The 21,076-nt window shown below is 72.7% G+C and carries 17 protein-coding genes; 11 read left to right on the forward strand and 6 right to left on the reverse strand.

Features of this window, described 5'->3' with window-relative positions:
• Window positions 1-178 precede the first annotated feature (178 nt).
• Window positions 179-1,036, forward strand: a complete 858-nt coding sequence (locus JQX11_RS17700) for a hypothetical protein (RefSeq protein WP_204926069.1) — start codon at window positions 179-181, stop codon at window positions 1,034-1,036.
• Window positions 1,037-1,101: 65 nt separating this feature from the next.
• Here the strand turns inward: JQX11_RS17700 and JQX11_RS17705 are convergent, their stop codons facing one another.
• Window positions 1,102-1,401, reverse strand: coding sequence for a flavin reductase (locus tag JQX11_RS17705; RefSeq protein ID WP_307826228.1), 300 nt, complete (start codon window positions 1,399-1,401; stop codon window positions 1,102-1,104).
• A gap of 251 nt (window positions 1,402-1,652) precedes the next feature.
• Between JQX11_RS17705 and JQX11_RS17710 the strand changes: the two genes are divergently transcribed.
• Together JQX11_RS17710 and JQX11_RS17715 are read left to right on the forward strand one after the other, a co-directional pair.
• The gene (locus JQX11_RS17710) at window positions 1,653-2,453 is read left to right on the forward strand and encodes a helix-turn-helix domain-containing protein (protein ID WP_204926070.1); all 801 of its coding nucleotides are present in this window, start codon (window positions 1,653-1,655) and stop codon (window positions 2,451-2,453) included.
• A complete protein-coding gene (locus tag JQX11_RS17715; protein WP_204926071.1) occupies window positions 2,444-2,632 on the forward strand; it encodes a DUF397 domain-containing protein in 189 nt (62 codons plus the stop codon). Before JQX11_RS17710 ends, JQX11_RS17715 begins: the two co-directional genes overlap by 10 nt.
• A 182-nt stretch (window positions 2,633-2,814) precedes the next feature.
• On the opposite strand, the gene JQX11_RS17720 is transcribed toward JQX11_RS17715, so the two are convergent.
• Complete coding sequence (locus JQX11_RS17720) at window positions 2,815-3,018, reverse strand: cold-shock protein (protein WP_067314937.1); 204 nt, start codon at window positions 3,016-3,018, stop codon at window positions 2,815-2,817.
• Window positions 3,019-3,198: 180 nt separating this feature from the next.
• Here JQX11_RS17720 and JQX11_RS17725 point away from each other — a divergent pair, with 180 nt between their 5' ends.
• Together JQX11_RS17725 and JQX11_RS17730 are read left to right on the forward strand one after the other, a co-directional pair.
• The gene (locus tag JQX11_RS17725; protein WP_307826229.1) at window positions 3,199-3,882 is read left to right on the forward strand and encodes a class I SAM-dependent methyltransferase; all 684 of its coding nucleotides are present in this window, start codon (window positions 3,199-3,201) and stop codon (window positions 3,880-3,882) included.
• A gap of 128 nt (window positions 3,883-4,010) precedes the next feature.
• A complete protein-coding gene (locus tag JQX11_RS17730) occupies window positions 4,011-4,628 on the forward strand; it encodes a DedA family protein (RefSeq protein ID WP_204926073.1) in 618 nt (205 codons plus the stop codon).
• A 36-nt stretch (window positions 4,629-4,664) separates the two neighbouring features.
• Here the strand turns inward: JQX11_RS17730 and JQX11_RS17735 are convergent, their stop codons facing one another.
• Window positions 4,665-5,318, reverse strand: coding sequence for an MBL fold metallo-hydrolase (locus tag JQX11_RS17735; protein ID WP_204926074.1), 654 nt, complete (start codon window positions 5,316-5,318; stop codon window positions 4,665-4,667).
• 7 nt (window positions 5,319-5,325) lie between these two features.
• Entirely contained in the window at window positions 5,326-6,045 is a 720-nt protein-coding gene (locus JQX11_RS17740) for a maleylpyruvate isomerase family mycothiol-dependent enzyme (RefSeq protein ID WP_204926075.1), read from the reverse strand.
• A gap of 179 nt (window positions 6,046-6,224) precedes the next feature.
• On the opposite strand from JQX11_RS17740, the gene rsgA reads away from it, so the two are divergent.
• The 3 genes from rsgA to JQX11_RS17755 all read left to right on the forward strand — a co-directional run bounded on the left by rsgA (window position 6,225) and on the right by JQX11_RS17755 (window position 11,089).
• Window positions 6,225-7,304, forward strand: coding sequence for a ribosome small subunit-dependent GTPase A (gene rsgA / locus JQX11_RS17745; protein ID WP_204926076.1), 1,080 nt, complete (start codon window positions 6,225-6,227; stop codon window positions 7,302-7,304).
• Window positions 7,305-7,550: 246 nt separating this feature from the next.
• Complete coding sequence (gene uvrA, locus JQX11_RS17750; protein WP_204926077.1) at window positions 7,551-10,496, forward strand: excinuclease ABC subunit UvrA; 2,946 nt, start codon at window positions 7,551-7,553, stop codon at window positions 10,494-10,496.
• 131 nt (window positions 10,497-10,627) lie between these two features.
• On the forward strand, window positions 10,628-11,089 hold the full coding sequence (locus tag JQX11_RS17755; RefSeq protein ID WP_204926078.1) for a Rieske (2Fe-2S) protein: 462 nt from the start codon (window positions 10,628-10,630) through the stop codon (window positions 11,087-11,089).
• Window positions 11,090-11,137: 48 nt separating this feature from the next.
• Here the strand turns inward: JQX11_RS17755 and JQX11_RS17760 are convergent, their stop codons facing one another.
• The gene (locus JQX11_RS17760) at window positions 11,138-14,380 is read right to left on the reverse strand and encodes a penicillin acylase family protein (RefSeq protein WP_204926079.1); all 3,243 of its coding nucleotides are present in this window, start codon (window positions 14,378-14,380) and stop codon (window positions 11,138-11,140) included.
• A gap of 237 nt (window positions 14,381-14,617) precedes the next feature.
• Here JQX11_RS17760 and JQX11_RS17765 point away from each other — a divergent pair, with 237 nt between their 5' ends.
• The gene (locus JQX11_RS17765) at window positions 14,618-15,964 is read left to right on the forward strand and encodes a jacalin-like lectin (RefSeq protein ID WP_204926080.1); all 1,347 of its coding nucleotides are present in this window, start codon (window positions 14,618-14,620) and stop codon (window positions 15,962-15,964) included.
• Between the two features lie 10 nt (window positions 15,965-15,974).
• Window positions 15,975-17,924, forward strand: coding sequence for an excinuclease ABC subunit UvrC (uvrC, locus tag JQX11_RS17770; protein ID WP_204926081.1), 1,950 nt, complete (start codon window positions 15,975-15,977; stop codon window positions 17,922-17,924).
• A gap of 532 nt (window positions 17,925-18,456) precedes the next feature.
• Here uvrC and recQ read toward each other — a convergent pair.
• Window positions 18,457-20,301: a DNA helicase RecQ gene (gene recQ, locus JQX11_RS17775; RefSeq protein ID WP_204926082.1), complete on the reverse strand. Its 1,845-nt coding sequence runs from the start codon at window positions 20,299-20,301 to the stop codon at window positions 18,457-18,459.
• Window positions 20,302-20,419: 118 nt separating this feature from the next.
• On the opposite strand from recQ, the gene JQX11_RS17780 reads away from it, so the two are divergent.
• Window positions 20,420-20,905: a hypothetical protein gene (locus JQX11_RS17780; protein ID WP_204926083.1), complete on the forward strand. Its 486-nt coding sequence runs from the start codon at window positions 20,420-20,422 to the stop codon at window positions 20,903-20,905.
• The last annotated feature ends 171 nt before the right edge of the window (window positions 20,906-21,076 follow it).

Below are 21,076 nucleotides of genomic sequence, written 5' to 3' on the forward strand. Positions count from 1 at the left end.
AGCTGGGGTTTTTTTGCAAACGGGACTATCGTCTGTCGCAACGCTCGATGACGTGCACCAGCGGTCGGGCCCCGCTCTCCCCGCAGACGTTACCTACGTGGAGTGACGACGGTTCCCGACCCTGGCCTGATGCCGAAGCAGCCGGCACCCGTTGGGCCGGCCGCGGAGAGGGGACGTCATGACGACGGCTCCGGCCAATCTGCTGGCGGTCCGCCGGCTCCTGCTCGACACCATCAAGGGGCTCGACCCCGCCGCGGTGGGGATCGTCGGTGATCCCGCCCACCGGGGCGGCTACCACTGTGGCTCCGACCGGGTGGTCACCAACGACTACTCCGTCGTGGAGTCGCCCCGGGACTCAGGCGGCCTCACCCTCTACGCCTCCGGGCTGGACGTGGGCACGTTCAGCGTCCGCTCCGGGGGTGCCACCCACAACCTCCAGACGTTCTCCACCTGGTGCGTCGCCCAGTGCCGGGCGAACACGCCGGACAGTCGCGACCTGCGGGAGATCATCTACTCGCCCGACGGCAAGGTCGTCCGGCGGTGGGACCGGCTGGGCAAGCGCAGCTCCGGCGACGACTCGCACCTGTGGCACACCCACTTCAGCTTCTTCCGCGACTCGACCAAGGCCGGACGGGACCAGACCCCGCTGTTCCGGCGCTACCTGACCGGCATCGGACTACTGGAGGACACCGACATGACACCCGAAGAGCACGCCTGGCTGGAGACCGTCCACAAGAACCTGACCGTCCTCGACGGCCGCAACCCGGTGGGTCAGATCTACACCCGGATGGCGATGGGGGAGGACCACACCAACCCGGACTTCGTCGTCCCGCACCCGAGCCTGAAGTCGCTCGGCGCGCAGCTGGCCTCGTTGCAGACCGCGCTGACCGTACTGGCCAACAAGGACTTCACCGACGAGCAGGCGATCGTGGCCGGCGTCCTGGCCGGGCTCACCCCGGAGAAGATCGCCGCTGCCATCCCGCCCACCATCGCCAAGCAGGTCGCCGACGAGTTGGCCAAGCGGCTGGTGGCCTGACCCGGACCCCGTGGCACCCCTTCCGCCCCGCCTCCTGCGGAAGGGGTGCCCACGGCTGCCGGCGGTCATCCCCGGGCGCGGGCCCAGGTGAGGAAGCGGTCGGTCAGCTCCGGGCGTCGCCCGGGGTGGAGCTGGCCGAGCTGATGATCGGCCTCGGTCATCAGGGCGGCGAGATAGACGAGCAGGGCGCTCCGGTCGTCCCGGTACTCGACCAGCAGCCCCAGCCGGGCCGGCTGGCAGGGCCACTCCGCGCCGCAGTTGCGGCAGCGCCACAGGGGACGCATGGCGACGTGCGGGACCACCCGGCGGGCCGACGTCGGGAGCGCGCCGCGACGCCGTGCGGTGTCGTCGTCGACGCCGGTCACCGGTGACCTCCGGTCGGCCGGCGGGTTCGGTGCCATCTGGTCCTGGCGGGCACGGCCTACCTCCTCGGGACTGGAGGGGCCGCCCCCAGGGCAGGGAGCGGCCCGGCGGAGTCGGCCCGAGCCCCTCCGGCGTCGGGCAGGTCCGCCACAGGTGACAGTCTGGTGAGGATGTCGTTACCGTCGGAAGGCATTCGCGCTGCACCGCAGCGGGCGTGCAGCACAGTCGTCCTTCACGTACAGGAGTTGTGCAGATGGAGCCTGCGCCCATGCTGGAGCTGTTCGCCGGGGAGTTGCGTCGGCTGCGGACGCGGGCGGGGCTGTCCCAGGAGGGGCTGGGCGAGCAGGTCAACTACTCGGCCTCGCTGGTCGCCGCCGTCGAGCAGTGCCGCCGGCCGCCGCGCAAGGAGTTCGCCGAGCGCTGCGACACCGTGCTGGCAAGCGACGGCCTGTTGGCCCGGATCAGGGACGCCCAGGTGCGCGAGAGCCTGATGCCCTGGTTCCGCGAGTGGGTCACCATCGAGCAGCAGGCGACCGCGCTGTGCTCGTTCCAGCCATTGGTGGTGCCCGGCCTGTTCCAGACCGAGGACTACGCCCGCGCGCTGCACGAGGGGGCGAGCCAGCTCATCGGTGACGAGATGGAGCAGCAGGTCGCGGCGCGACTTGCCCGGCAGGAGATCCTGCACCGGGCGTCCCCGCCGCTGTTCGTGGCGGTGCTCGACCACACCGTGCTGGAACGCCCGGTCGGCGGGCCGAAGGTGATGCGGGAGCAGTTGCTGCACCTGCGGGAGATCGGCGACCGGCCGCGGGTGCACCTGCACCTGGTGCCGAGGGACACCGGTGCCTACCCCGGGCTCAACGGCGCCTTCGTGATCGCCACGCCACCGGAGGGCGACGACGTCGCCTACCTCGACAACCAGCTCCAGGGAACACTCGTCGAACGGACGGCGGACGTACAATCGCTGCGGCGATGCTGGGAGTCGGTGCGCGCGGAGGCGCTGTCCCACGGGGCCACCGTCAAGCTGATCTCGGAGGCGGCAGACTCATGGACCTGACCGGCGCGATCTGGCACAAGAGCACCCGCAGCAGCGGCAACTCCGGCGACTGCGTGGAAGTGGCCGCCAACCTGCCCGGCGTCGTCGGCGTCCGCGACAGCAAGGACCCGTCGGGCCCGGTGCTCACCTTCGCGCCGGCCGCCTGGCGGTCGTTCCTGCGCCACGCCAAGCGGCCCTGACCGGGGCTTGACGCGCGCCCGTCGGCGACGCGGCACCGACGGGCACACGGTCGGCTGGCCGACGGGGTATAGCCCGGCCCGGGAACACCCGGCCGGGTTTCAGTGGACCCGGCAGCGGAGTCGACGGCTGCCGGAAGCGCTCGGTGGCGGCGGCCCCGGGCCGCCGCCACCGGCACGGAGACTTACAGCGGGCGGACGTTCTCCGCCTGCGGACCCTTCTGCCCCTGGGTCACATCGAACTCGACCTTCTGGGCCTCCTGCAGTTCCCGGTAGCCGCTGGTGGCGATCGCCGAGTAGTGAACGAAGACGTCGGGGCCCCCGCCGTCCTGCTCGATGAAGCCGAAGCCCTTTTCCGAGTTGAACCACTTGACCGTGCCGGTTGCCATGCATCTCTCCCTGTTTACAACGGGTGACCCCGCCGCTGCGGCGGATGATCGCCCTGTACTGCCCCGACAGTAGCCGGCCGAGGCGGTTTTTGCCGGCTGAAAAGCCGCAGGATGCGGACGGAAACTCGCAGGTCGCCGGAATGCCGCCCGGCGGGAGGCCCGTTGCGGCACACTCGACCGGTGAACCGACCGCGCGTCGACGCGTTGACCGAGCTGGAACGCGAGATCGACGCGCCGGGCGACGGGCTGGACCGGCTGCGGCTGGTGCCCACCCCCTTCGTGCCGGAGGTGCGGCTGCACCTCGCCGAGGACGCGATCGTGTGGTGGGCCCGGATGGAGGCCAGCGCCGGGCACACCCTGCCCCCGCCGTTCTGGGCGTCGGCCTGGGCCGGCGGCCAGGCCCTCGCCCGCCACCTGCTCGACCATCCCGACCTCGCCGCCGGCCGCCGGGTGCTCGACCTGGCCGCCGGCTCCGGACTCGTCGCCATCGCCGCCGCCCTGGCCGGTGCCCGTCAGGTCGTCGCCAACGACGTCGACCCCTACGCGGTGGCGGCGGTGACCGTCAACGCGCGGGCCAACCGGGTCCACGTGCAGGCCAGCCACCAGGACCTGCTCGACGACGACGGCACCCAGGCCGACCTGCTGGTCGCCGGGGACGTCCTCTACGACCGGGACCTCGCCGTACGGGTGCTGCCGTACCTGCGGCGGGCCGCCGACGGCGGGGCGCAGGTGCTGGTCGGCGACCCGGACCGGGGACACCTGCCGCCGGACGTGCTGGAGGTGGTGGCCAGCTACCCGGTGCCGACCACCGAACCCTCCGTCGACTCCCCGGTCCGCCGGGTCCAGGTGCTCCGCCCTCGCTGAACCACCCTGCCGGGAGGCCCCCGGGCCACGCCGTCGCGGGGCCCGGGGGAAGCCCGTAGGAAAAGTCGGGGAGTGATCAGGGTCGCGACCCGATGCGCCGGGAGGCCCGGTGGCCGTAGCGTCATCTCGTGCTCGACGAATTGGCCCAGCTCGGAGACCTACCGACCGCCCTGTTGATGGCGGCACTCGGGCTGGTGATGCTCGCCGACGCCGTACCGCTGCTCGGGGTGCTCGTCCCCGGCGACGTGGCGATCCTCGCGGCGGTGGGGGTGGGCCGGCCGGTCGCCGGGGTGGCGACCGTGGTCGCCGTGGTCGCCGGCTGCCTCACCGGCTGGTCGCTGAGCTTCCTCGCCGGGCGGATCTTCGGCGAGCGGCTGCGGCACAGCCGGGTCGGCGACTGGATCGGCGAGGGCCGCTGGTCGGCCGCCGAACAACTGCTGCGCTCCGGCGGCGGGCGGATGGTGCTCGTCGCACCCTTCCTGCCGGTGTTCAACACGCTGCTGCCGCTGGCGGCCGGGAGCCTGCGGATGTCGTACCGCCGGTTCGTCGTCTGCGCCGCGTTCGGCGCGGCGGCGTGGGCCGGCCTCTACCTGGCCCTGGGCGCGGCGTCGCGGGCCCTGGCCGGGCTGCTGCCCGGCAACCCGCTGCTGGTCACCATGGCCGTCGGCCTGCTGCTGGCCGGCCTGGTGCTGCTGGGCACCAGGCGTCGGCTGCGCGCGGTGACCGGCGTCGGCCAGCCGGGCTGACCGACGCCGGGCGGTCACCGCCGGCCCGTCAGCGGCTCACCAGCCGCGCGCCCGCCACTGCGGCAGCGACGCCCGTTCCGCGCCGAGCGTGCTGTCCGCGCCGTGCCCCGGGTAGAACCAGGTCTCGTCGGGCAGCCGGCCGAACAGCTTGTGCTCGACGTCGTCGATGAGCTGGCCGAACCGCTCCGGGTCCCGGTCGGTGTTACCCACCCCACCGGGGAACAGCGAATCGCCGGTGAACAGGTGCGGGGTGCCGGCCGGGTCGCGGTAGAGCAGCGCGATCGACCCCGGGGTGTGCCCCTTGATGTGGATCACCTCCAGCGTCTGGTCACCCACCGCGACGGTGTCGCCCTCGGCCAGGGTCTGTGCCGCGATCGGCAGCCCCTCGGCGTCGTCGGCGTGCACCAGGGCGGACGCGCCGGTCGAGGCCACGACCTCCTCCAGGGCGACCCAGTGGTCCATGTGCCGGTGGGTGGTGACCACCGAGGTCAGCCCGGCGTCGCCGATCAGGTCGAGTAGCCGGGGCGCCTCGTTCGCGGCGTCGACGAGCACCTGCGCGCCCGTGTCACGGCAGCGCAGCAGGTAGGCGTTGTTGTCCATCGGGCCGACCGACACCTTGGTGACGGTGAGCCGGTCCAGTTCCCGCACGGCGGGTGGGCCGCCGTGGGTGACGTCTCCGGTGTAGCTCATACGCGGTCTATATCCATTCCGGTGGGGTCGGCAGGGCACCGTCCGGGGTGACGGTCAGCCCGTCGCCGCTGCTGCGGCCGATCAACCAGGCGGCCAGCGCGGCGCAACTGCCGGCGACCTGCGGGGCGTCCTGCGCGTCACCCAGCACCAGTTCCGGCCGGTTGCCGTCGGTGGGCCGCAGCACCAGCGCGGGCGCGTCGGGCCGCTCGGCGAGCCCACCGGCCACCTCGTGCAGCAGGTGCGGGGCGAACGCGGCCGGCCAGTCCCCCGGCCGGTAGCCGGTGGCCAGGTCGACGTGGTGCACCTCCAACTCGCGCCACCGGCCCCAGAGCACCAGGGCGGCCGGCCACGGGCCGCGTCGGGTCTGCACGGTGGCGCTCCACGCCGACGCCGTCATCGCGGCCACCGCCTCGGCGAACCGGTCGGTGCTGCGGCGCAGGTCGGCCAGCAGTTCGGCGGGCGGCCGGCCGGCACCGGCGGCGATGTCGGCGTCGCGGGCCGCGGCGCTTGCGTACATCGGAATGTCCTGCCCGGTGCGGGCGGCGGTGAGCAGGTTGACGAACCCGTCGGCGTTGCGTGCCAGGTGGGTGAGCACGTGGCCCCGGGTCCAGCCGGGCAACAGGCTGGGGGCCGCGACGGCCGCCGTGTCCAGCACGGTGGCGGTGTCCAGCAGGCGGGCGGCCGAGTCGGCCACCTCACCGGTAAACATCAGTGGATCCGTCGTCACGCCACGACCCTAACGGTCCGGACAGCGTTGCGCCGCCGGGGAATTCGCTTTCGGCGCGTCGGTGCGACGCCTACCGTCGGCTACGACGCGGTACCGGGACGACGGACGGGGGTGGTGATCATGCCAGGTCGCAGGACGCGTGTTCGGCCACGACCAGTTCCGACCCCGGTGAGGATGACATGACCATCGATCTGACCGCCCTCGGCCTGGACGCCGAGCGGGCGGCGTACGCGCGGCGGCGTCCGGACCGCCGGCCCGGCCGGGTGGCCCGGGTCGACCGGGGGGTGTGCACCGTGCTCGCCGCGGACGGACCGGTCCGGGCCAGCCTGGGCCCGGCGGTGCTGGCCGCCGCCGCCCGTGACCTGACCGCCCTGCCGTGCGCCGGTGACTGGGTGCTGCTGGCCCGCTGGCCGGACGGCCCGGTGACCGTCGACGCGGTGCTGCCCCGGCGGACCGCGCTGGTCCGCCGCACCGCCGGCAAGGACGCCAGCGGCCAGGTGCTCGCCGCCAACCTCGACACCGCCGCGGTGATCGAGCCGGTGCACCCGGAGCCGGACGCCGCCCGGATCGAACGGCTGCTCGCGTTGGCCCACGAGTCCGGGGCCACCCCGCTGGTGGTGCTCACCAAGGCCGACCTGGCCGCCGATCCGCAGGCGGTGGCCCGGCAGCTCGCCGCCCTCGCCCCCGGGGTGCCGGTGCTGCCCGTCAGCGCCGAGCGGGGGACCGGCCTGACGCCGTTGCGTCCGCTGGTCGCGGCGGGGCGCACGCTGGCCCTGCTCGGCCCGTCCGGGGCGGGCAAGTCGAGCCTGGTCAACGCCCTGGTGGGGGCGGAGGTCATGCCCACCCAGGCGATCCGGCGGGTCGACGGCAAGGGGCGGCACACCACCACCTGGCGGGCACTGGTGCCGGTGCCCGGCGGCGGCGCGGTGCTGGACACCCCGGGGGTCCGGGCGGTGGGGCTGCTCGACGGGCACGCCGGGCTGGACCGGGCGTTCACCGACATCGCCGAACTGGCCACCGGCTGCCGGTACGCCGACTGCGGGCACACCGCCGAGCCGGCCTGTGCGGTGCGCGAGGCGGTGGAGACCGGGGAGTTGCCGGGCCGGCGCTTCGAGAGCTGGCGTCGGCTCCAGCGGGAGCTGGCGTACGAGAGCGGTCGCCGGCAGAGCCGGCTGGCGGCCGAGCGGCGGGGTGGCTGGCGGGGTGGTCGTCGGCGGCCGGCCCGGCCGGCGACGCCGCCCCTGCCCGGCGGGTTCTGACCGTCCCGGTCCGGCCGGTCGTGGCCGGCCGGACCGGGGCGCGGGACGCGCACACCGGGTCGGCCGGCCCCCGGCAGGCGGGTCGGCCGACCCGGTGTGAGCTGGGGGAATGTTGGCGTGCGGGAAGTTGTCGTACCCCGGGGCTAGAGTTGCGCAGGCGTTCCTTCTGCGCCGCGTAAAACCGCTCGGATCACCCTCGGAGCGGACAGATCCGCCTCATATTCTTCTTCCGGGAGCACCCGCACCGTGTCCGACCGTCTGATCATCCGTGGCGCGCGCGAGCACAACCTGCGTGACGTCAGTCTCGACCTGCCCCGGGACGCCCTCATCGTCTTCACCGGGCTCTCCGGCTCCGGCAAGTCGAGCCTGGCCTTCGACACCATCTTCGCCGAGGGGCAGCGCCGCTACGTCGAGTCGCTGTCGTCGTACGCGCGGCAGTTCCTCGGCCAGATGGACAAGCCCGACGTCGACTTCATCGAGGGCCTGAGCCCGGCCGTCTCCATCGACCAGAAGTCCACCTCGCGCAACCCGCGGTCCACCGTCGGCACCATCACCGAGGTCTACGACTACCTGCGGCTGCTCTTCGCCCGCATCGGTGAGCCGCACTGCCCGGTCTGCGGCGAGCGGATCTCCCGGCAGAGCCCGCAGCAGATCGTCGACCGGGTCCTCGCCATGGCCGAGGGCACCAGGTTCATGGTGCTCGCCCCGGTGGTCCGGGGCCGCAAGGGCGAGTACGTCGACCTCTTCGCCGAACTCCAGGCCAAGGGCTACGCCCGCGCCCGGGTCGACGGGGTGGTGCACCCGCTGACCGAGCCGCCGAAGCTCAAGAAGCAGGAGAAGCACACCATCGAGGTGGTGATCGACCGGCTCAGCGTCAAGCCGGGCGCCAAGCAGCGGCTGACCGACTCGGTCGAGGCCGCGCTCGGTCTCTCCGACGGTCTGGTGCTGCTCGACTTCGTCGACCTGCCCGAGAACGACCCGGCCCGGGAACGCCGCTACTCCGAGCACCTGGCCTGCCCCAACGACCACCCGTTGGCGATCGAGGACCTGGAACCCCGGGTGTTCTCGTTCAACGCGCCCTACGGGGCCTGCCCGGAGTGCACCGGCCTGGGCACCAAGAAGGAGGTCGACCCGGAGCTGGTCGTCCCCGACCCGGAGCGCACCCTGCGCGAGGGCGCGCTGCAACCCTGGGCCACCGGGCACAACCTGGAATACTTCCTGCGCCTGCTGGAGGCGCTGGGCGAGAGCCAGCACTTCGACGTCGACACCCCCTGGCGGGCGCTGCCGGCCCGGGCCCAGAAGATCATCCTGCACGGCTCCGACGACCAGGTGCACGTGCGCTACCGCAACAAGTACGGCCGTGAGCGCTCCTACTACACCGGCTTCGAGGGCGTGGTGCAGTGGATCGAGCGCCGGCACACCGACACCGAGAGCGACTGGTCGCGCGACAAGTACGAGGGCTACATGCGCGACGTGCCCTGCGCGGCCTGCGGCGGCACCCGGCTCAAGCCCGAGGTGCTGGCGGTCACCATCGCCGGCAAGAGCATCGCCGAGGTGTGCAACCTGTCGGTGGGCGAGGCGGCCGAGCTGCTCGCCGGCATCGCGCTGACCGACCGGCAGAAGATGATCGCCGAGCGGGTGCTCAAGGAGATCAACGCCCGGCTGCGGTTCCTGCTCGACGTCGGCCTGGACTACCTCTCCCTGGACCGGCCGGCGGGCACCCTGTCCGGTGGCGAGGCGCAGCGCATCCGGCTGGCCACCCAGATCGGCTCCGGCCTGGTCGGCGTGCTCTACGTGCTCGACGAGCCGTCGATCGGCCTGCACCAGCGGGACAACCACCGGCTGATCGAGACCCTGCTGCGGCTGCGCGGCCTGGGCAACACCCTGATCGTCGTCGAGCACGACGAGGACACCATCCGGGTCGCCGACTGGATCGTCGACATCGGTCCCGGCGCGGGCGAGCACGGCGGCCGGATCGTGCACAGCGGTTCGGTGCCGGCGCTGCTGGACAATCCGGAGTCGGTGACCGGGGCGTACCTGTCGGGCCGGCGGGAGATCCCCACGCCGAAGCAGCGTCGGGCGCAGACGCCGGAGCGGGAACTGGTGGTGCACGGGGCGCGCGAGCACAACCTGCGCAACCTGACCGTGCCGTTCCCGCTGGGTCAGCTCATCGCGGTCACCGGGGTCTCCGGCTCGGGCAAGTCGACGCTGGTCAACGACATCCTGTACGCGGTGCTGGCCAACCAGATCAACGGGGCGCGGCTGGTGCCGGGCCGGCATACCCGGGTCTCCGGGCTGGAGCACGTCGACAAGGTGGTCGGCGTCGACCAGTCGCCGATCGGCCGTACCCCGCGCTCCAACCCGGCCACCTACACCGGGGTCTGGGACCACGTCCGCAAGCTGTTCGCCGAGACCACCGAGGCCAAGGTCCGGGGGTACGGCCCCGGCCGGTTCTCGTTCAACGTCAAGGGCGGCCGCTGCGAGGCGTGCTCCGGCGACGGCACCATTAAGATCGAGATGAACTTCCTGCCGGACGTCTACGTCCCGTGCGAGGTGTGCAAGGGCGCCCGCTACAACCGGGAGACCCTGGAGGTGCACTACAAGGGCAAGACCGTCTCCGACGTGCTGGAGATGCCGATCGAGGAGGCGGCCGAGTTCTTCTCCGCCATCCCGGCCATCCACCGGCACCTGCGCACGCTCAACGACGTCGGCCTGGGTTACGTCCGGCTGGGTCAGCCCGCGCCGACGCTGTCCGGCGGTGAGGCGCAGCGGGTCAAGCTGGCGTCGGAGTTGCAGAAGCGCTCCACCGGCCGCACGGTCTACGTGCTCGACGAGCCCACCACCGGCCTGCACTTCGAGGACATCCGCAAGCTGCTGATGGTGCTGGAGGGCCTGGTCGACAAGGGCAACACGGTGATCACCATCGAGCACAACCTCGACGTGATCAAGTCGGCCGACTGGCTGATCGACATGGGCCCCGAGGGTGGTCACCGGGGCGGCACCGTGCTCGCCACCGGCACCCCGGAAGAGGTCGCCGAGGTCGCCGAGAGCCACACCGGGCAGTTCCTGCGTTCGGTGCTCAAGCTCGACGGCCAGGCCCGGGGCGCGAAGGCGGCGGTGACCCGGGCGGCCCGCGCCAACGGCACGACGCCGAAGGCGCGTACCCGCAAGGTGCCGGCCGGGGCCCGCTGACCCGGCGGGTCGGCCTGCTCCGCCCGGTGTTCCCGGGCGGCCGGGGTGAACCGTCGGGCACAGTGGTGCGTGTGCTCCAGTGAGCCGCGCGGGTCGACGACCGGCGGCAGCAGTCGAGAGAAAGGCCGGAGATGACAGACGACCAGGTGCCGACCGGGCCCGGTACGCAGACCCGACGTGCCCTGCTGGCCGGGGCCGGCGCGGTGGGGGCAGCGGTCCTCCTGACCGCCTGCGGCGACGACTCCGGTGACGAACCGGCCACCCCGGCCACCGGCGGCCCGGCCGCGACCTCCGGCGGGTCCGGCGCCGCCGCGATCGCCAGGACCGGTGACATCCCGGTCGGCGGCGGCCAGGTCTACGCGGCGCAGGGCGTGGTGATCACCCAGCCGACGGCGGGGCAGTTCAAGGGGTTCGACCCGATCTGCACCCACCAGGGTTGCCCGGTGTCGAACGTCGACGGCGGGACGATCAACTGCACCTGCCACAACAGCAAGTTCGCCATCGCCGACGGCGCGGTCAAGGAGGGGCCGGCCACCAAACCGCTGGCCGCCAAGGAACTCAAGATCGACGGTGACCAGATCTCGCTGGCCTGACCGGCACCGGCCGGCCCGGAGGACGTCCTCCGGGCCGGCCGGTCGGATTCACTGCGGGTAGACCGCCATCTCCCAGATCGAGTAGCCGTACGTGGTGGCCCGGGTCACCCCGTGCATCCGGACGTAGCGGGCGGTCGTGGTGGGGAAGGCCGCCACGTCGGTGCCGCCGTCGCCGGCCGTGGTCGACCACACCGTCCGCCACGTCGACCCGTCGGTCGACACCTCGATCCGGTACGACCGGGCGTACGCCGACTCCCAGGCCAGCGTCACCCGGCCCACCTGCCGGGCCGACCCGAGGTCCACGCCGAGCCACTGGTCGTCGGCCCAACTGCTCGCCCAGCGGGTGCCCAGGTCGGAGTCGACAGCCTTGGCCGCCCCGAAGAACAGCTCGCTGCCCGACGCGGTCGCCGTCCGGCCGGCGGCCAGGTTGGTCAGGTCGTCACCCCGTCGGGCCGGGAACGACACCACCTGCTGGAAGGTGGGCCGGTTCTGCCAGGCGATGGTGGCGTGCTTGATCCCGCCCAGCGGCGACTGGATGATCGCGTCCGCGCACCACTGGTCACCGGCGGCGCAGCTCGCGTCGCCGGGGTACACCTGGGCCGCCGGGGTGGCCGCCGCCGCACGCAACGTGTCCAGCAGCACCTGCCGGCAGCCGGCCAGGTTCCCGGCCCCGCAGTAGCCCCGGCCCAGCCCGCCGCGCACCGGGTCGCCGAGCACCGCGCGCAGGTCCTTGTCGACGTAGCCCCACCAGCCGTACTGGAAGGACGAGCCCTTGTGCGACTGGGCCTCGTTGGCCGAGGTCGGCAGGTTGGACTTGTCGCCCTGCTGGTACCCGGAGGGGGACTCGTTGATCTGGATCGCGTTGATCAGCGACTGGTAGAGGTCCGGGCCGAGCTGGTCGCGGAACATCCCCCGGACCAGCAGCGGCCACCAGGCGTCGAAGGTGCGGATCGCGTCGGCGTGCCGGTAGACCTTCGACCCCTTCGCCGTCTCCACCCGCAGCGCGCCGTCCTGCCGCCACGCCTTGAGCCGGCTGACCTCGGTGGCCAGCGTGGCGTCGGCGACGGGCTGGCTCTCCAGCACCCGGATCAGCTCGTCGAGCACCTCGGCCCCGCGCAGGTCGGTCACGCCGGCCTGCTCGACCAGCGCGGTCAGCGAGCCCCGGTCGAACTTCCGGCCGGCCTGAAGGCCCGCCTTGAGCGGGCGGTCCAGCAGGTCGGCCCGGTGCACCGCGCCGAAGCTGTAGTTGCCGTCCGCGCCGCCGAAGTCCTTGGCCTGCTTGTTGTTCCAGCTGACGTAGTAGTCCTGGTTGACCGACCGGGGGTGGGCGGCCAGCGGGGCGTAGTCGGCGGTGTTCGTCGCCGGGTCGAAGCCCTGCCACTCGTAGGCCGGCTCGGCCTTCATCGGCAGGTTCGGGTTGGACCCGGCGGCCCGCACCGGGTTCAGCCCGGAGTTGAAGTACGCCGACTCGGTGGAGTTGACGTAGAACCAGTTGAACGCGTACTCGACGTTGTTGGCCGAGGCGACGAAGGCGTCCGCCGAGCCCATCTGGGCCGGGTCGTTGAACATCTGGAAGCCGATCGCCGAGTCGGCCTCGTGCCGGTAGGTGGAGCGGAGCTGGGTGAACGCGTGCGGCTTGCCGCCCACCGTGGCCCGCCAGGAGACCAGGCCGAGCTTCGTGCGCCAGGCGACCAGCTTGTACGACCCCTTGGCGGTGCCGTCGGCGAGGGTCGGCGTCCACTTGTTGACGTGTGCGAGCTGCTCCATCGCCACGCACTGCCCCCGGTAGAGGTAGTGGTCGGCGGCGAGGGTGGGGGCGCTGCCGTCGGTGGTGCACAGCGGCACCGCGTAGGTGTCGGTGATGTCGTGGATCGACGAGGTGGCGCTCCACGCGTAGTCCTGCCCCCGGCCGAGCAGCACGTAGAGGTTGAGGCCGGCGAACGCCGCGCCCCGGGCGCTGATCCCCGGGCCCTGCAACTCCTGCACCATCAGCAGTTGCGGGGAGAAGTAGCCGGTCTGCGGGCCGAAGACCGCGACCGGGTGCCCGGTGGCCGAGTTCGCGGCCGAGACCACCGCCGCGTTGGACATGCCCCGGTGCGCCGGGCTGATGGTCAGCCCGGACAGCGCGGCGGCCAGCTCACCGGACGCGCTGTTGCCGGCGGTACGGGCCGGGGCGGCGGTGCTGCCGGCGGAGCCGGTCGGGTCGGTGAAGATCGGCTCGACGCGGGCCGAGCCGGCGTCGGGCAGCGCCACGCTCGCCGCGTCCGGGGAGGCGTCGCCGTACGGGAAGCTCTGCCCGTCGTGCAGGGTCAGCACGGTCTCCGGGTCGTTCTGGTTGCGGAACGCCGTCCACACCCGGTCGCCCTCGGTGGCCCCGTACTTGGCGCGGGCGGCGATGCGGACCAGCGCGGACTGCATCTCGGTGCCGCCCCCGCCGCCGAACAGCCCGCCCACCACGCCGGCGATGGCGATCAGGTCGGTGAGCTGGAACGGCTCCGGGCCACCGGCGTTGGTCACCGCGTCCAGGTGGCCGGTGAGCACGTACTCGCCGGGGCAGTTGCGGGCGCCCATGCAGACGCCGATGTAGGCGTTGATGCCGGCGATGTACTCCTGCACGTCGGCGTAGAGCTGCTGGCCGCGCGGACCCTTGGTGCGCAGCGCCTCGACCTGTGCCTGGAGGTCCGCCTCGGTGTACGGCGAGTTGCGCCAGACGCTCTGCTCCAGCGCCCGGTTGCCGGGGGCGCCCCCGGCGAACGAGGTGAGGGTGCCCCGGCCGACGTGCCGCAGCAGGTCCATGGTGAACAGTCGGTCCTCGGCCCCGGCGTACCCCGCGCCGTACATCGTGCCGCCCCGGGTGGTGCCGGTGACGTGCGGGACGCCTGTCGCCCTGTCCCGCAGGATGCGGACGTCGGGACGGGGCGAGTAGTCGCGTTCGACCTGCCCCTGCGGCACCCCGAAGGAGGCGTCGTTGAAGAACGAGCCGATCTGTTCCTCGCGTAGCCCGGCGTAGCCGTAGACCAGGTCGGCGTAGCGGCCGAGCTGGTCGGCGGAGTGCCGGGGCAGGGTGCCGAGGGTCTGGTTGCCCAGCACCTCGACGAGGGTGGCGTTGCCGTTCTGGCCGGGCGGCAGGATGTCGCCGCACTCGCCGAGGCAGTAGTCCTCGGGGGCGTAGGCGGTACGCGGCGCGGCGGCCCCGGCCGGTGTGGCGGGGGTCGCGGTGAGCAGGGCGGCGACGCTGATGCCGGCGGTCAGGCCGGCGAGCAGGCGGCGGACGGTGGGGGGACGGGGCATGCGATCCTCCGATGAGGATGGGGATCTTTACGTGAATAACATTCGGTTACCGGATGGTAATCTCCGTTCGTCGATATCGGAAGACGTCCATCGAGCCGCCGCCGGATCTTTACTCCGGAGTGTCGAGCCGGTCGGGGCGGGTGGATATCTTTCGATCCGGTACCGGGCCGACGCCCGCCGTCGACCCGCCCCCGACCGGTGCCCCCGCCGGTTCCGCCGCTCCAGATTGGATCGTCGATGAAGGTCGTCCGTCTGCTCGCGTCCGCGACGCTGCTCGCGGTCGCGCTCACCCCGCCCGGGGCGGCTGCCGCCTCGGCCGCCCCCGCCCCCGCCGGGACCGCCGCCGCCCCCACCTCGGGGGCGTTCTCCGTGCTCACCTACAACGTCGCCGGGCTGCCCGACATCATCTCCAGCGGCGACCCGGCGACGAACACCCGGCCGATCGGCGAACGGCTCGGCGGGTACGACATCGTGCACGTCCAGGAGGACTTCAACTACCACGCCGACCTGTACGCCACCGACCAGCACCCGTACCGGACGCCGACCAGCGGGGGCGTGCCGTTCGGCAGCGGCCTCAACACGCTGTCGAACTACCCGTACAGCGACTTCGCCCGGGTGAAGTGGAACTCCTGCAACGGCACCGACTGCCTCACCCCGAAGGGCTTCACCGCCAGCCGCATCCGGCTCGCCGAGGGCGTCTACGTCGACTTCTACAACGCCCACCCCAACGCCGGCACCACCGACGCCGACCTGGCCGCCCGCCGGTCCAACCTCAGCCAGCTCTCCGCGTACGTCGCCGCCAACTCGGCCGGCAACGCGGTGGTGCTGATGGGCGACCTGAACGTCCGTTACACCCGTACCGGTGACAACATCCGCGACCTGGTCGCGGCCAACGGGCTCACCGACGTCTGGGTGCAGCAGGAACGGGCCGGCCAGCCGCCGGCCGCCGGTGACCCGGCGCTGGTCTGCGACGAGGCCAACGTGACCGACTCCTGCGAGGTGGTCGACAAGATCCTCTACCGGGGCAACAAGCTGGTCCGGCTCGCCCTGAACCGCTACCACAACGAGCACGCCCGGTTCCTCACCCCGACCGGCGGGCCGCTGTCCGACCACTACCCGCACGCCGCCTGGTTCGACTGGACCCTCGACCCGACGCTGCGGGCCAGCGACACCTGGGGCGGCCCGCACGGCACCCCGTTCACCGACGCCGACCGGGTCGGCCCGGCGGTCACCCGGGTCACCCTGCGCGGCGGCTCCCGGCTCGACGCCGTCGGTGTCGACCTCGCCGACGGCGGCCAGCTGCGCCACGGCGGCACCGGCGGGACGGAGAGCGGCCTCACCCTCGCCCCCGGCGAGCGGATCACCCAGGTCACCCTCACCCAGGGGCAGAAGGACGGCCGGACCAGGATCTTCTCGGCCCGGCTCAGCACCGACCAGGGTCGCGTCCTGGCCGCCGGTACGCCCACCTCGGCGGCGGTCACCTTCACCGCACCCGAGGGGGGTCGGCTGGCCGGCTTCTTCGGCCGCAGCGGCACCGAGGTCGACCAGCTCGGCGTGATCTGGAGTGTCGGGGGCAACGGATAGTCTCGGTGCCGTGGCTGATCCCTCGACCTACCGCCCCGCGACCGGCACGATCCCCGAGTCCCCCGGGGTCTACCGGTTCCGCGACGGCACCGGCCGGGTGATCTACGTCGGCAAGGCCAAGAACCTGCGCGCCCGACTCAACTCCTACTTCGGCGATCTGCTGGGTCTGCACGAGCGGACCCGGCAGATGGTCACCACGGCCGAGTCGGTCGACTGGATGACCGTCGCCACCGAGGTCGACGCGCTCCAGCAGGAGTTCACCTGGATCAAGCAGTACGACCCCCGGTTCAACGTCCGGTACCGCGACGACAAGTCGTACCCGTACCTGGCGGTCACCCTCGACGAGGAATACCCGCGGCTGCAGGTCATGCGGGGCGCGAAGCGTAAGGGCGTGCGGTACTTCGGGCCGTACTCGCACGCCTGGGCGATCCGCGAGACGCTCGACCTGCTGCTGCGGGTCTTCCCCGCCCGCACCTGCTCCGCCGGGGTGTTCAAGCGGGCCGGGCAGGTGGGCCGGCCCTGCCTGCTCGGCTACATCGGCAAGTGCTCCGCGCCCTGCGTGGGCACCGTCTCCGCCGACGCGCACCGGGCCATCGTCGACAACTTCTGCGAGTTCATGGCCGGCCGCACCGACAGCATGGTGCGTCGCCTCGAACGCGAGATGACCGAGGCCAGCGAGCAGTTGGAGTTCGAGCGGGCGGCCCGGCTGCGCGACGACGTGGCCGCCCTGCGCCGGGCCATGGAGAAGCAGACCGTGGTGCTGGGCGACGGCACCGACGCCGACGTGGTCGCCTTCGCCGACGACCCCCTCGAAGCCGCCGTGCAGGTCTTCCACGTCCGCGACGGCCGGGTACGCGGCCAGCGCGGCTGGGTGGTGGAAAAGACCGAGGAGCTGACCACCGGCGACCTGGTGCACCACTTCTGCACCCAGGTCTACGGCGGCGAGCAGGGCGAGGCGGACGTCCCCCGGGAGTTGCTCGTCCCCGAGCTGCCCAGTGACGCCGACGCGCTCGCCGACTGGCTCAGCGCCCGCCGGGGCAGCCGGGTGTCGCTGCGGGTGCCCCAGCGGGGCGACAAGAAGACCCTGCTGGAGACGGTGGGCCGCAACGCGAAGGACGCGCTGGCCCGGCACAAGCTCAAGCGGGCCGGCGACCTGACCACCCGGGGCAAGGCGCTCGACGAGATCAGCGAGGCGCTCGGCATGCGTACCTCGCCGCTGCGCATCGAGTGCTTCGACGTCTCCCAGATCCAGGGCACCGACGTGGTGGCCAGCATGGTCGTCTTCGAGGACGGGTTGCCCCGCAAGAGCGAGTACCGCCGGTTCATCGTCCGGGGCGCCACCGACGACCTGTCGGCGATGTCCGAGGTGCTGCGTCGGCGCTTCGCCCGCTACCTCGACGCCCGCGCCGAGACCGGCGAGCTGGGCGAGGAGACCGCGTCCGACCCCGACCGCCCCGGCATCGACCCGACCACCGGCCGGCCGCGCAAGTTCGCGTACCCGCCGCAGCTCGTGATCGTCGACGGTGGCGCCCCGCAGGTGGCGGCGGCGGCCCAGGCGCTGGCCGAGCTGGGCATCGACGACGTGGCACTGTGCGGGCTGGCCAAGCGGCTGGAGGAGGTCTGGCTGCCCGACGACGACTACCCGGTCATCCTGCCGCGTACCTCCGAGGGGCTCTACCTGCTGCAACGCGCCCGCGACGAGGCGCACCGGTTCGCCATCACCTTCCACCGGCAGCGGCGCTCCAAGCGGATGACCGAATCGGCCCTGGACACCGTCCCCGGGCTGGGCGAGGTACGCCGCAAGGCGCTGCTGCAACACTTCGGCTCGCTCAAACGGCTCTCCGCCGCCACCGTGGAGGAGATCGTCGAGGTGCCCGGGGTGGGCCGCCGCACCGCCGAGGCGATCCTCGCCGCCCTCGACGGCGACTCGAAGACCACCGCCTCCACCCCGACCGACTGACCCCGTCGGGCCCTGGCCCGTCCCGGTCCCGGCGTCCGTCTCGGTGTCCGTCCCGGTCCGGGCGTCCGTCCCGGTCTCGGCGTCCGTCCAGGATCCCGTCCGGCCGAGCCTGACCGGGCCCGTTGAGCTTGGCGTGATCAACTCGACTGGGGCGAAGTTGCGGTTTTCGGGGGCGGGGATAGGGCAACATCGGCCCACGCGAGTGGATCAACGACGGTGGGGCCGCGAGTGGGTCGGTCAGGGGTCGGACGGGGGTGATGTTGCGGTTTTCGGGGGCGGGGATAGTGCAACATCGGCCCAGGTGAGTGGATCAATGGCGGTGGGGCCGCGAGCGGGCCGGTCAGGGGTGGGCCGGGGGCGAAGTTGCGGTATCCGAGGGCGGGGATAGTGCAACATCGGCCCACGCGAGTGGATCAACGGCGGTGGGGCCGCGAGTGGGTCGGTCAGGGGTCGGACGGGGGGGCGATGTTGCGGTATCCGACGGGCGGGATACCGCAACATCGGCCCACGGGGGTGGATCAAGGAGGGCCGGTCAGGGCTGGTCGGCGAGGACGGTGAGGATGGACTCGCCGTACTTGGCCAGCTTGTTCTCGCCGACGCCGCTGATCCTCGACAGCTCGGCCAGCGAGGTGGGGGCGTCGGTGGCGATCTGCCGCAGCGTCGCGTCGTGGAAGATCACGTACGCGGGCACGCCCTGTTCCTTGGCGGTGGCTCCCCGCCAGGCCCGCAGCCGCTCGAACAGCGACCCGGCCGCCGGGGACAGCTCGGCGACCACGGTGGCCGCGCCGCGTGGCTTCGCCGATCGGGCCGAGGCGACCTTCTCCGGCTCCCGGCGCATGGTCACCGTGCGGCGGCGGGCCAGCACCTCCGCGCTGGCCTCGGTGAGCGCCAGCGTGCCGTAGTCGCCCTCGACCGCCAACAGCCCCTCGGCGAGTAGTTGCCGGACCACCCCGCGCCACTCCGCCTCGCGCAGCTCGGTGCCGATGCCGAAGGTGCTCAGCGCGTCGTGGCCGTACTGGCTGATCTTGTCGTTCTGCTTGCCGAGCAGGATGTCGACGCAGTGTCCGGCCCCGAAGCGCTGGTTGCGTTCCCGGTCCAGCCGGTAGACGGTGGACAGCAGCTTCTGCGCGGCCACCGTGCCGTCCCAGGTCTCCGGCGGGGTCAGGCAGGTGTCGCAGTTGCCGCAGTCGGCCGTGCCGGACTGGCCGAAGTATTCGAGCAGCTGCACCCGGCGGCAGCGGACCGTCTCGCAGAGCGCCAGCATGGCGTCGAGGTGGGTGGCGAGGTTACGCCGGTGGGCCAGGTCGCCGTCCGACGTCTCGATCATCTTGCGCTGCTGCACCACGTCCTGGAGGCCGTAGGCGAGCCAGGCGGTCGACGGCAGCCCGTCCCGGCCGGCCCGCCCGGTCTCCTGGTAGTAGCCCTCCACCGACTTGGGCAGGTCGAGGTGGGCCACGAACCGGACGTCCGGCTTGTCGATGCCCATCCCGAAGGCGATCGTGGCGACCATGACCAGGCCGTCCTCACGCAGGAACCGCTGCTGGTTGGCGGCGCGGGTGCCCGCGTCCAGGCCGGCGTGGTAGGGAAGCGCGGCGACCCCGTTGGCGACCAGGAACTCGGCGGTCTTGTCCACCGAGGCCCGGGACAGGCAGTAGACGATGCCGGCGTCGCCCGGGTGCTCGTCGCGCAGCAGGGCCAGCAACTGCTTGCGGGGCTCCTTCTTGGGCACGATCCGGTACTGGATGTTGGGCCGGTCGAAGCTCGCCACGAAGTGCTTCGCCTCGGTGAGCTGGAGCCGGGTGGCGATCTCGGCCCGGGTGGCGCTGGTGGCGGTCGCGGTCAGCGCGATCCGGGGCACCGCCGGCCACCGCTCGTGCAGCATCGACAGGGCCAGGTAGTCGGGGCGGAAGTCGTGCCCCCACTGGGACACGCAGTGCGCCTCGTCGATGGCGAACAGGCCGATCCGGCCCCGGTCGAGCAGTTGCTGCACGCCCCGGGTGCCCAACGCCTCCGGGGCGAGGTAGAGCAGGTCCAGCTCACCGGCGACGAACGCCTGCTCGACCGCGCGCCGGGCCGCGTAGTCCTGGGTGGAGTTGAGGAAGCCGGCGCGGACGCCGACCGCCGTCAGCGCGTCCACCTGGTCCTGCATGAGGGCGATCAGCGGGGAGACGACCACCGCGACGCCGTCGCGGACCAGCGCCGGGACCTGGTAGCACAGCGACTTGCCGCCACCGGTGGGCATCAGCACCAGCGCGTCCCCGCCGGCCACGACGTGGTCGATGACCTCCTGCTGGAAGCCCCGGAAGGCGTCGTAGCCGAAGACCCGGCGGAGCACGTCGAGGGCGTCGGAGGCGCGCAGCTCGGTGGGGGAGACCATCCGGGGAGTCTACGGACCCGCACCGACACCGCCGGCCACGACGCCCCCGCGCTGTGCCCCCCCGCCGGGGCACCGCCCTGACGTCACCGGCGTCGGTCCGTTGCGGTTGGATGGCCCGATGGCGGTACGCATCGACATCGACGCACTCCGGGACGCGGCCGGGGCGGACGTCTGCGCAGCGGCGGACGAGCTGACGGTCGCCGGCCAGCCGGCGGAGATCAACCCGGCCGGCGGCGGGGTGACCGGGGTGATCCGTGCGGCGGGAAAGCCGCCGTACGAGGTCTGGGTGGGGGTCACGGCGGACGGCTTCACCACCGAGTGTGACTGCGCCGCCGACACCGATCTGTGTGCGCACGCGGTGGCCCTCACCGCCGCCGCGCTGGCCGACGGCTTCGCGTGGTCCTCGACGGCCACCCCCTGGTCGGATGCGGCGGTCGATCCCCGGGTCGCGGAGCTGACTGCGCTCGCGCAGGCTCTGCCCGCGCGTCGGCTGGCGACGTTGGTCGGCGAGTGGGCGGCCACGGACCCGGTGTGGGAGAGCGCGCTGCGGGCGCAGGCCGGCCACTCCGCCTCCCGCGCCGCGACCGAACACGACGACAGCTAGGCGACCGGGCCGCCACCGCCGGGGCAGGGAGGGCACACGGCGCTGGTCAGCTGCCGGGCCGGACCCATCGGGCAACCCGCCGTCGGGCGTGCCGGGATCGACGCCGCCCGCCGGGATAGAGTCGTCGACTGACCCTGTGCGGTACGGGGCCCGAGGGCCCGCCGCCACGAA

Source organism: Micromonospora humida, assembly GCF_016901255.1.
Lineage (GTDB): Bacteria > Actinomycetota > Actinomycetes > Mycobacteriales > Micromonosporaceae > Micromonospora > Micromonospora wenchangensis.

Coding starts and splice junctions, on each gene's coding strand:
- JQX11_RS17700 (WP_204926069.1), top strand. CDS start 179: ATGACGACGGCTCCGGCCAATCTGCTGGCGGTCCGCCGGCTCCTGCTC.
- JQX11_RS17710 (WP_204926070.1), top strand. CDS start 1,653: ATGGAGCCTGCGCCCATGCTGGAGCTGTTCGCCGGGGAGTTGCGTCGG.
- JQX11_RS17715 (WP_204926071.1), top strand. CDS start 2,444: ATGGACCTGACCGGCGCGATCTGGCACAAGAGCACCCGCAGCAGCGGC.
- JQX11_RS17720 (WP_067314937.1), bottom strand. CDS start 3,018: ATGGCAACCGGCACGGTCAAGTGGTTCAACTCGGAAAAGGGCTTCGGC.
- JQX11_RS17735 (WP_204926074.1), bottom strand. CDS start 5,318: ATGAGCTACACCGGAGACGTCACCCACGGCGGCCCACCCGCCGTGCGG.
- rsgA (WP_204926076.1), top strand. CDS start 6,225: ATGACCATCGATCTGACCGCCCTCGGCCTGGACGCCGAGCGGGCGGCG.
- JQX11_RS17755 (WP_204926078.1), top strand. CDS start 10,628: ATGACAGACGACCAGGTGCCGACCGGGCCCGGTACGCAGACCCGACGT.
- JQX11_RS17760 (WP_204926079.1), bottom strand. CDS start 14,380: ATGCCCCGTCCCCCCACCGTCCGCCGCCTGCTCGCCGGCCTGACCGCC.
- JQX11_RS17765 (WP_204926080.1), top strand. CDS start 14,618: ATGAAGGTCGTCCGTCTGCTCGCGTCCGCGACGCTGCTCGCGGTCGCG.
- recQ (WP_204926082.1), bottom strand. CDS start 20,301: ATGGTCTCCCCCACCGAGCTGCGCGCCTCCGACGCCCTCGACGTGCTC.
- JQX11_RS17780 (WP_204926083.1), top strand. CDS start 20,420: ATGGCGGTACGCATCGACATCGACGCACTCCGGGACGCGGCCGGGGCG.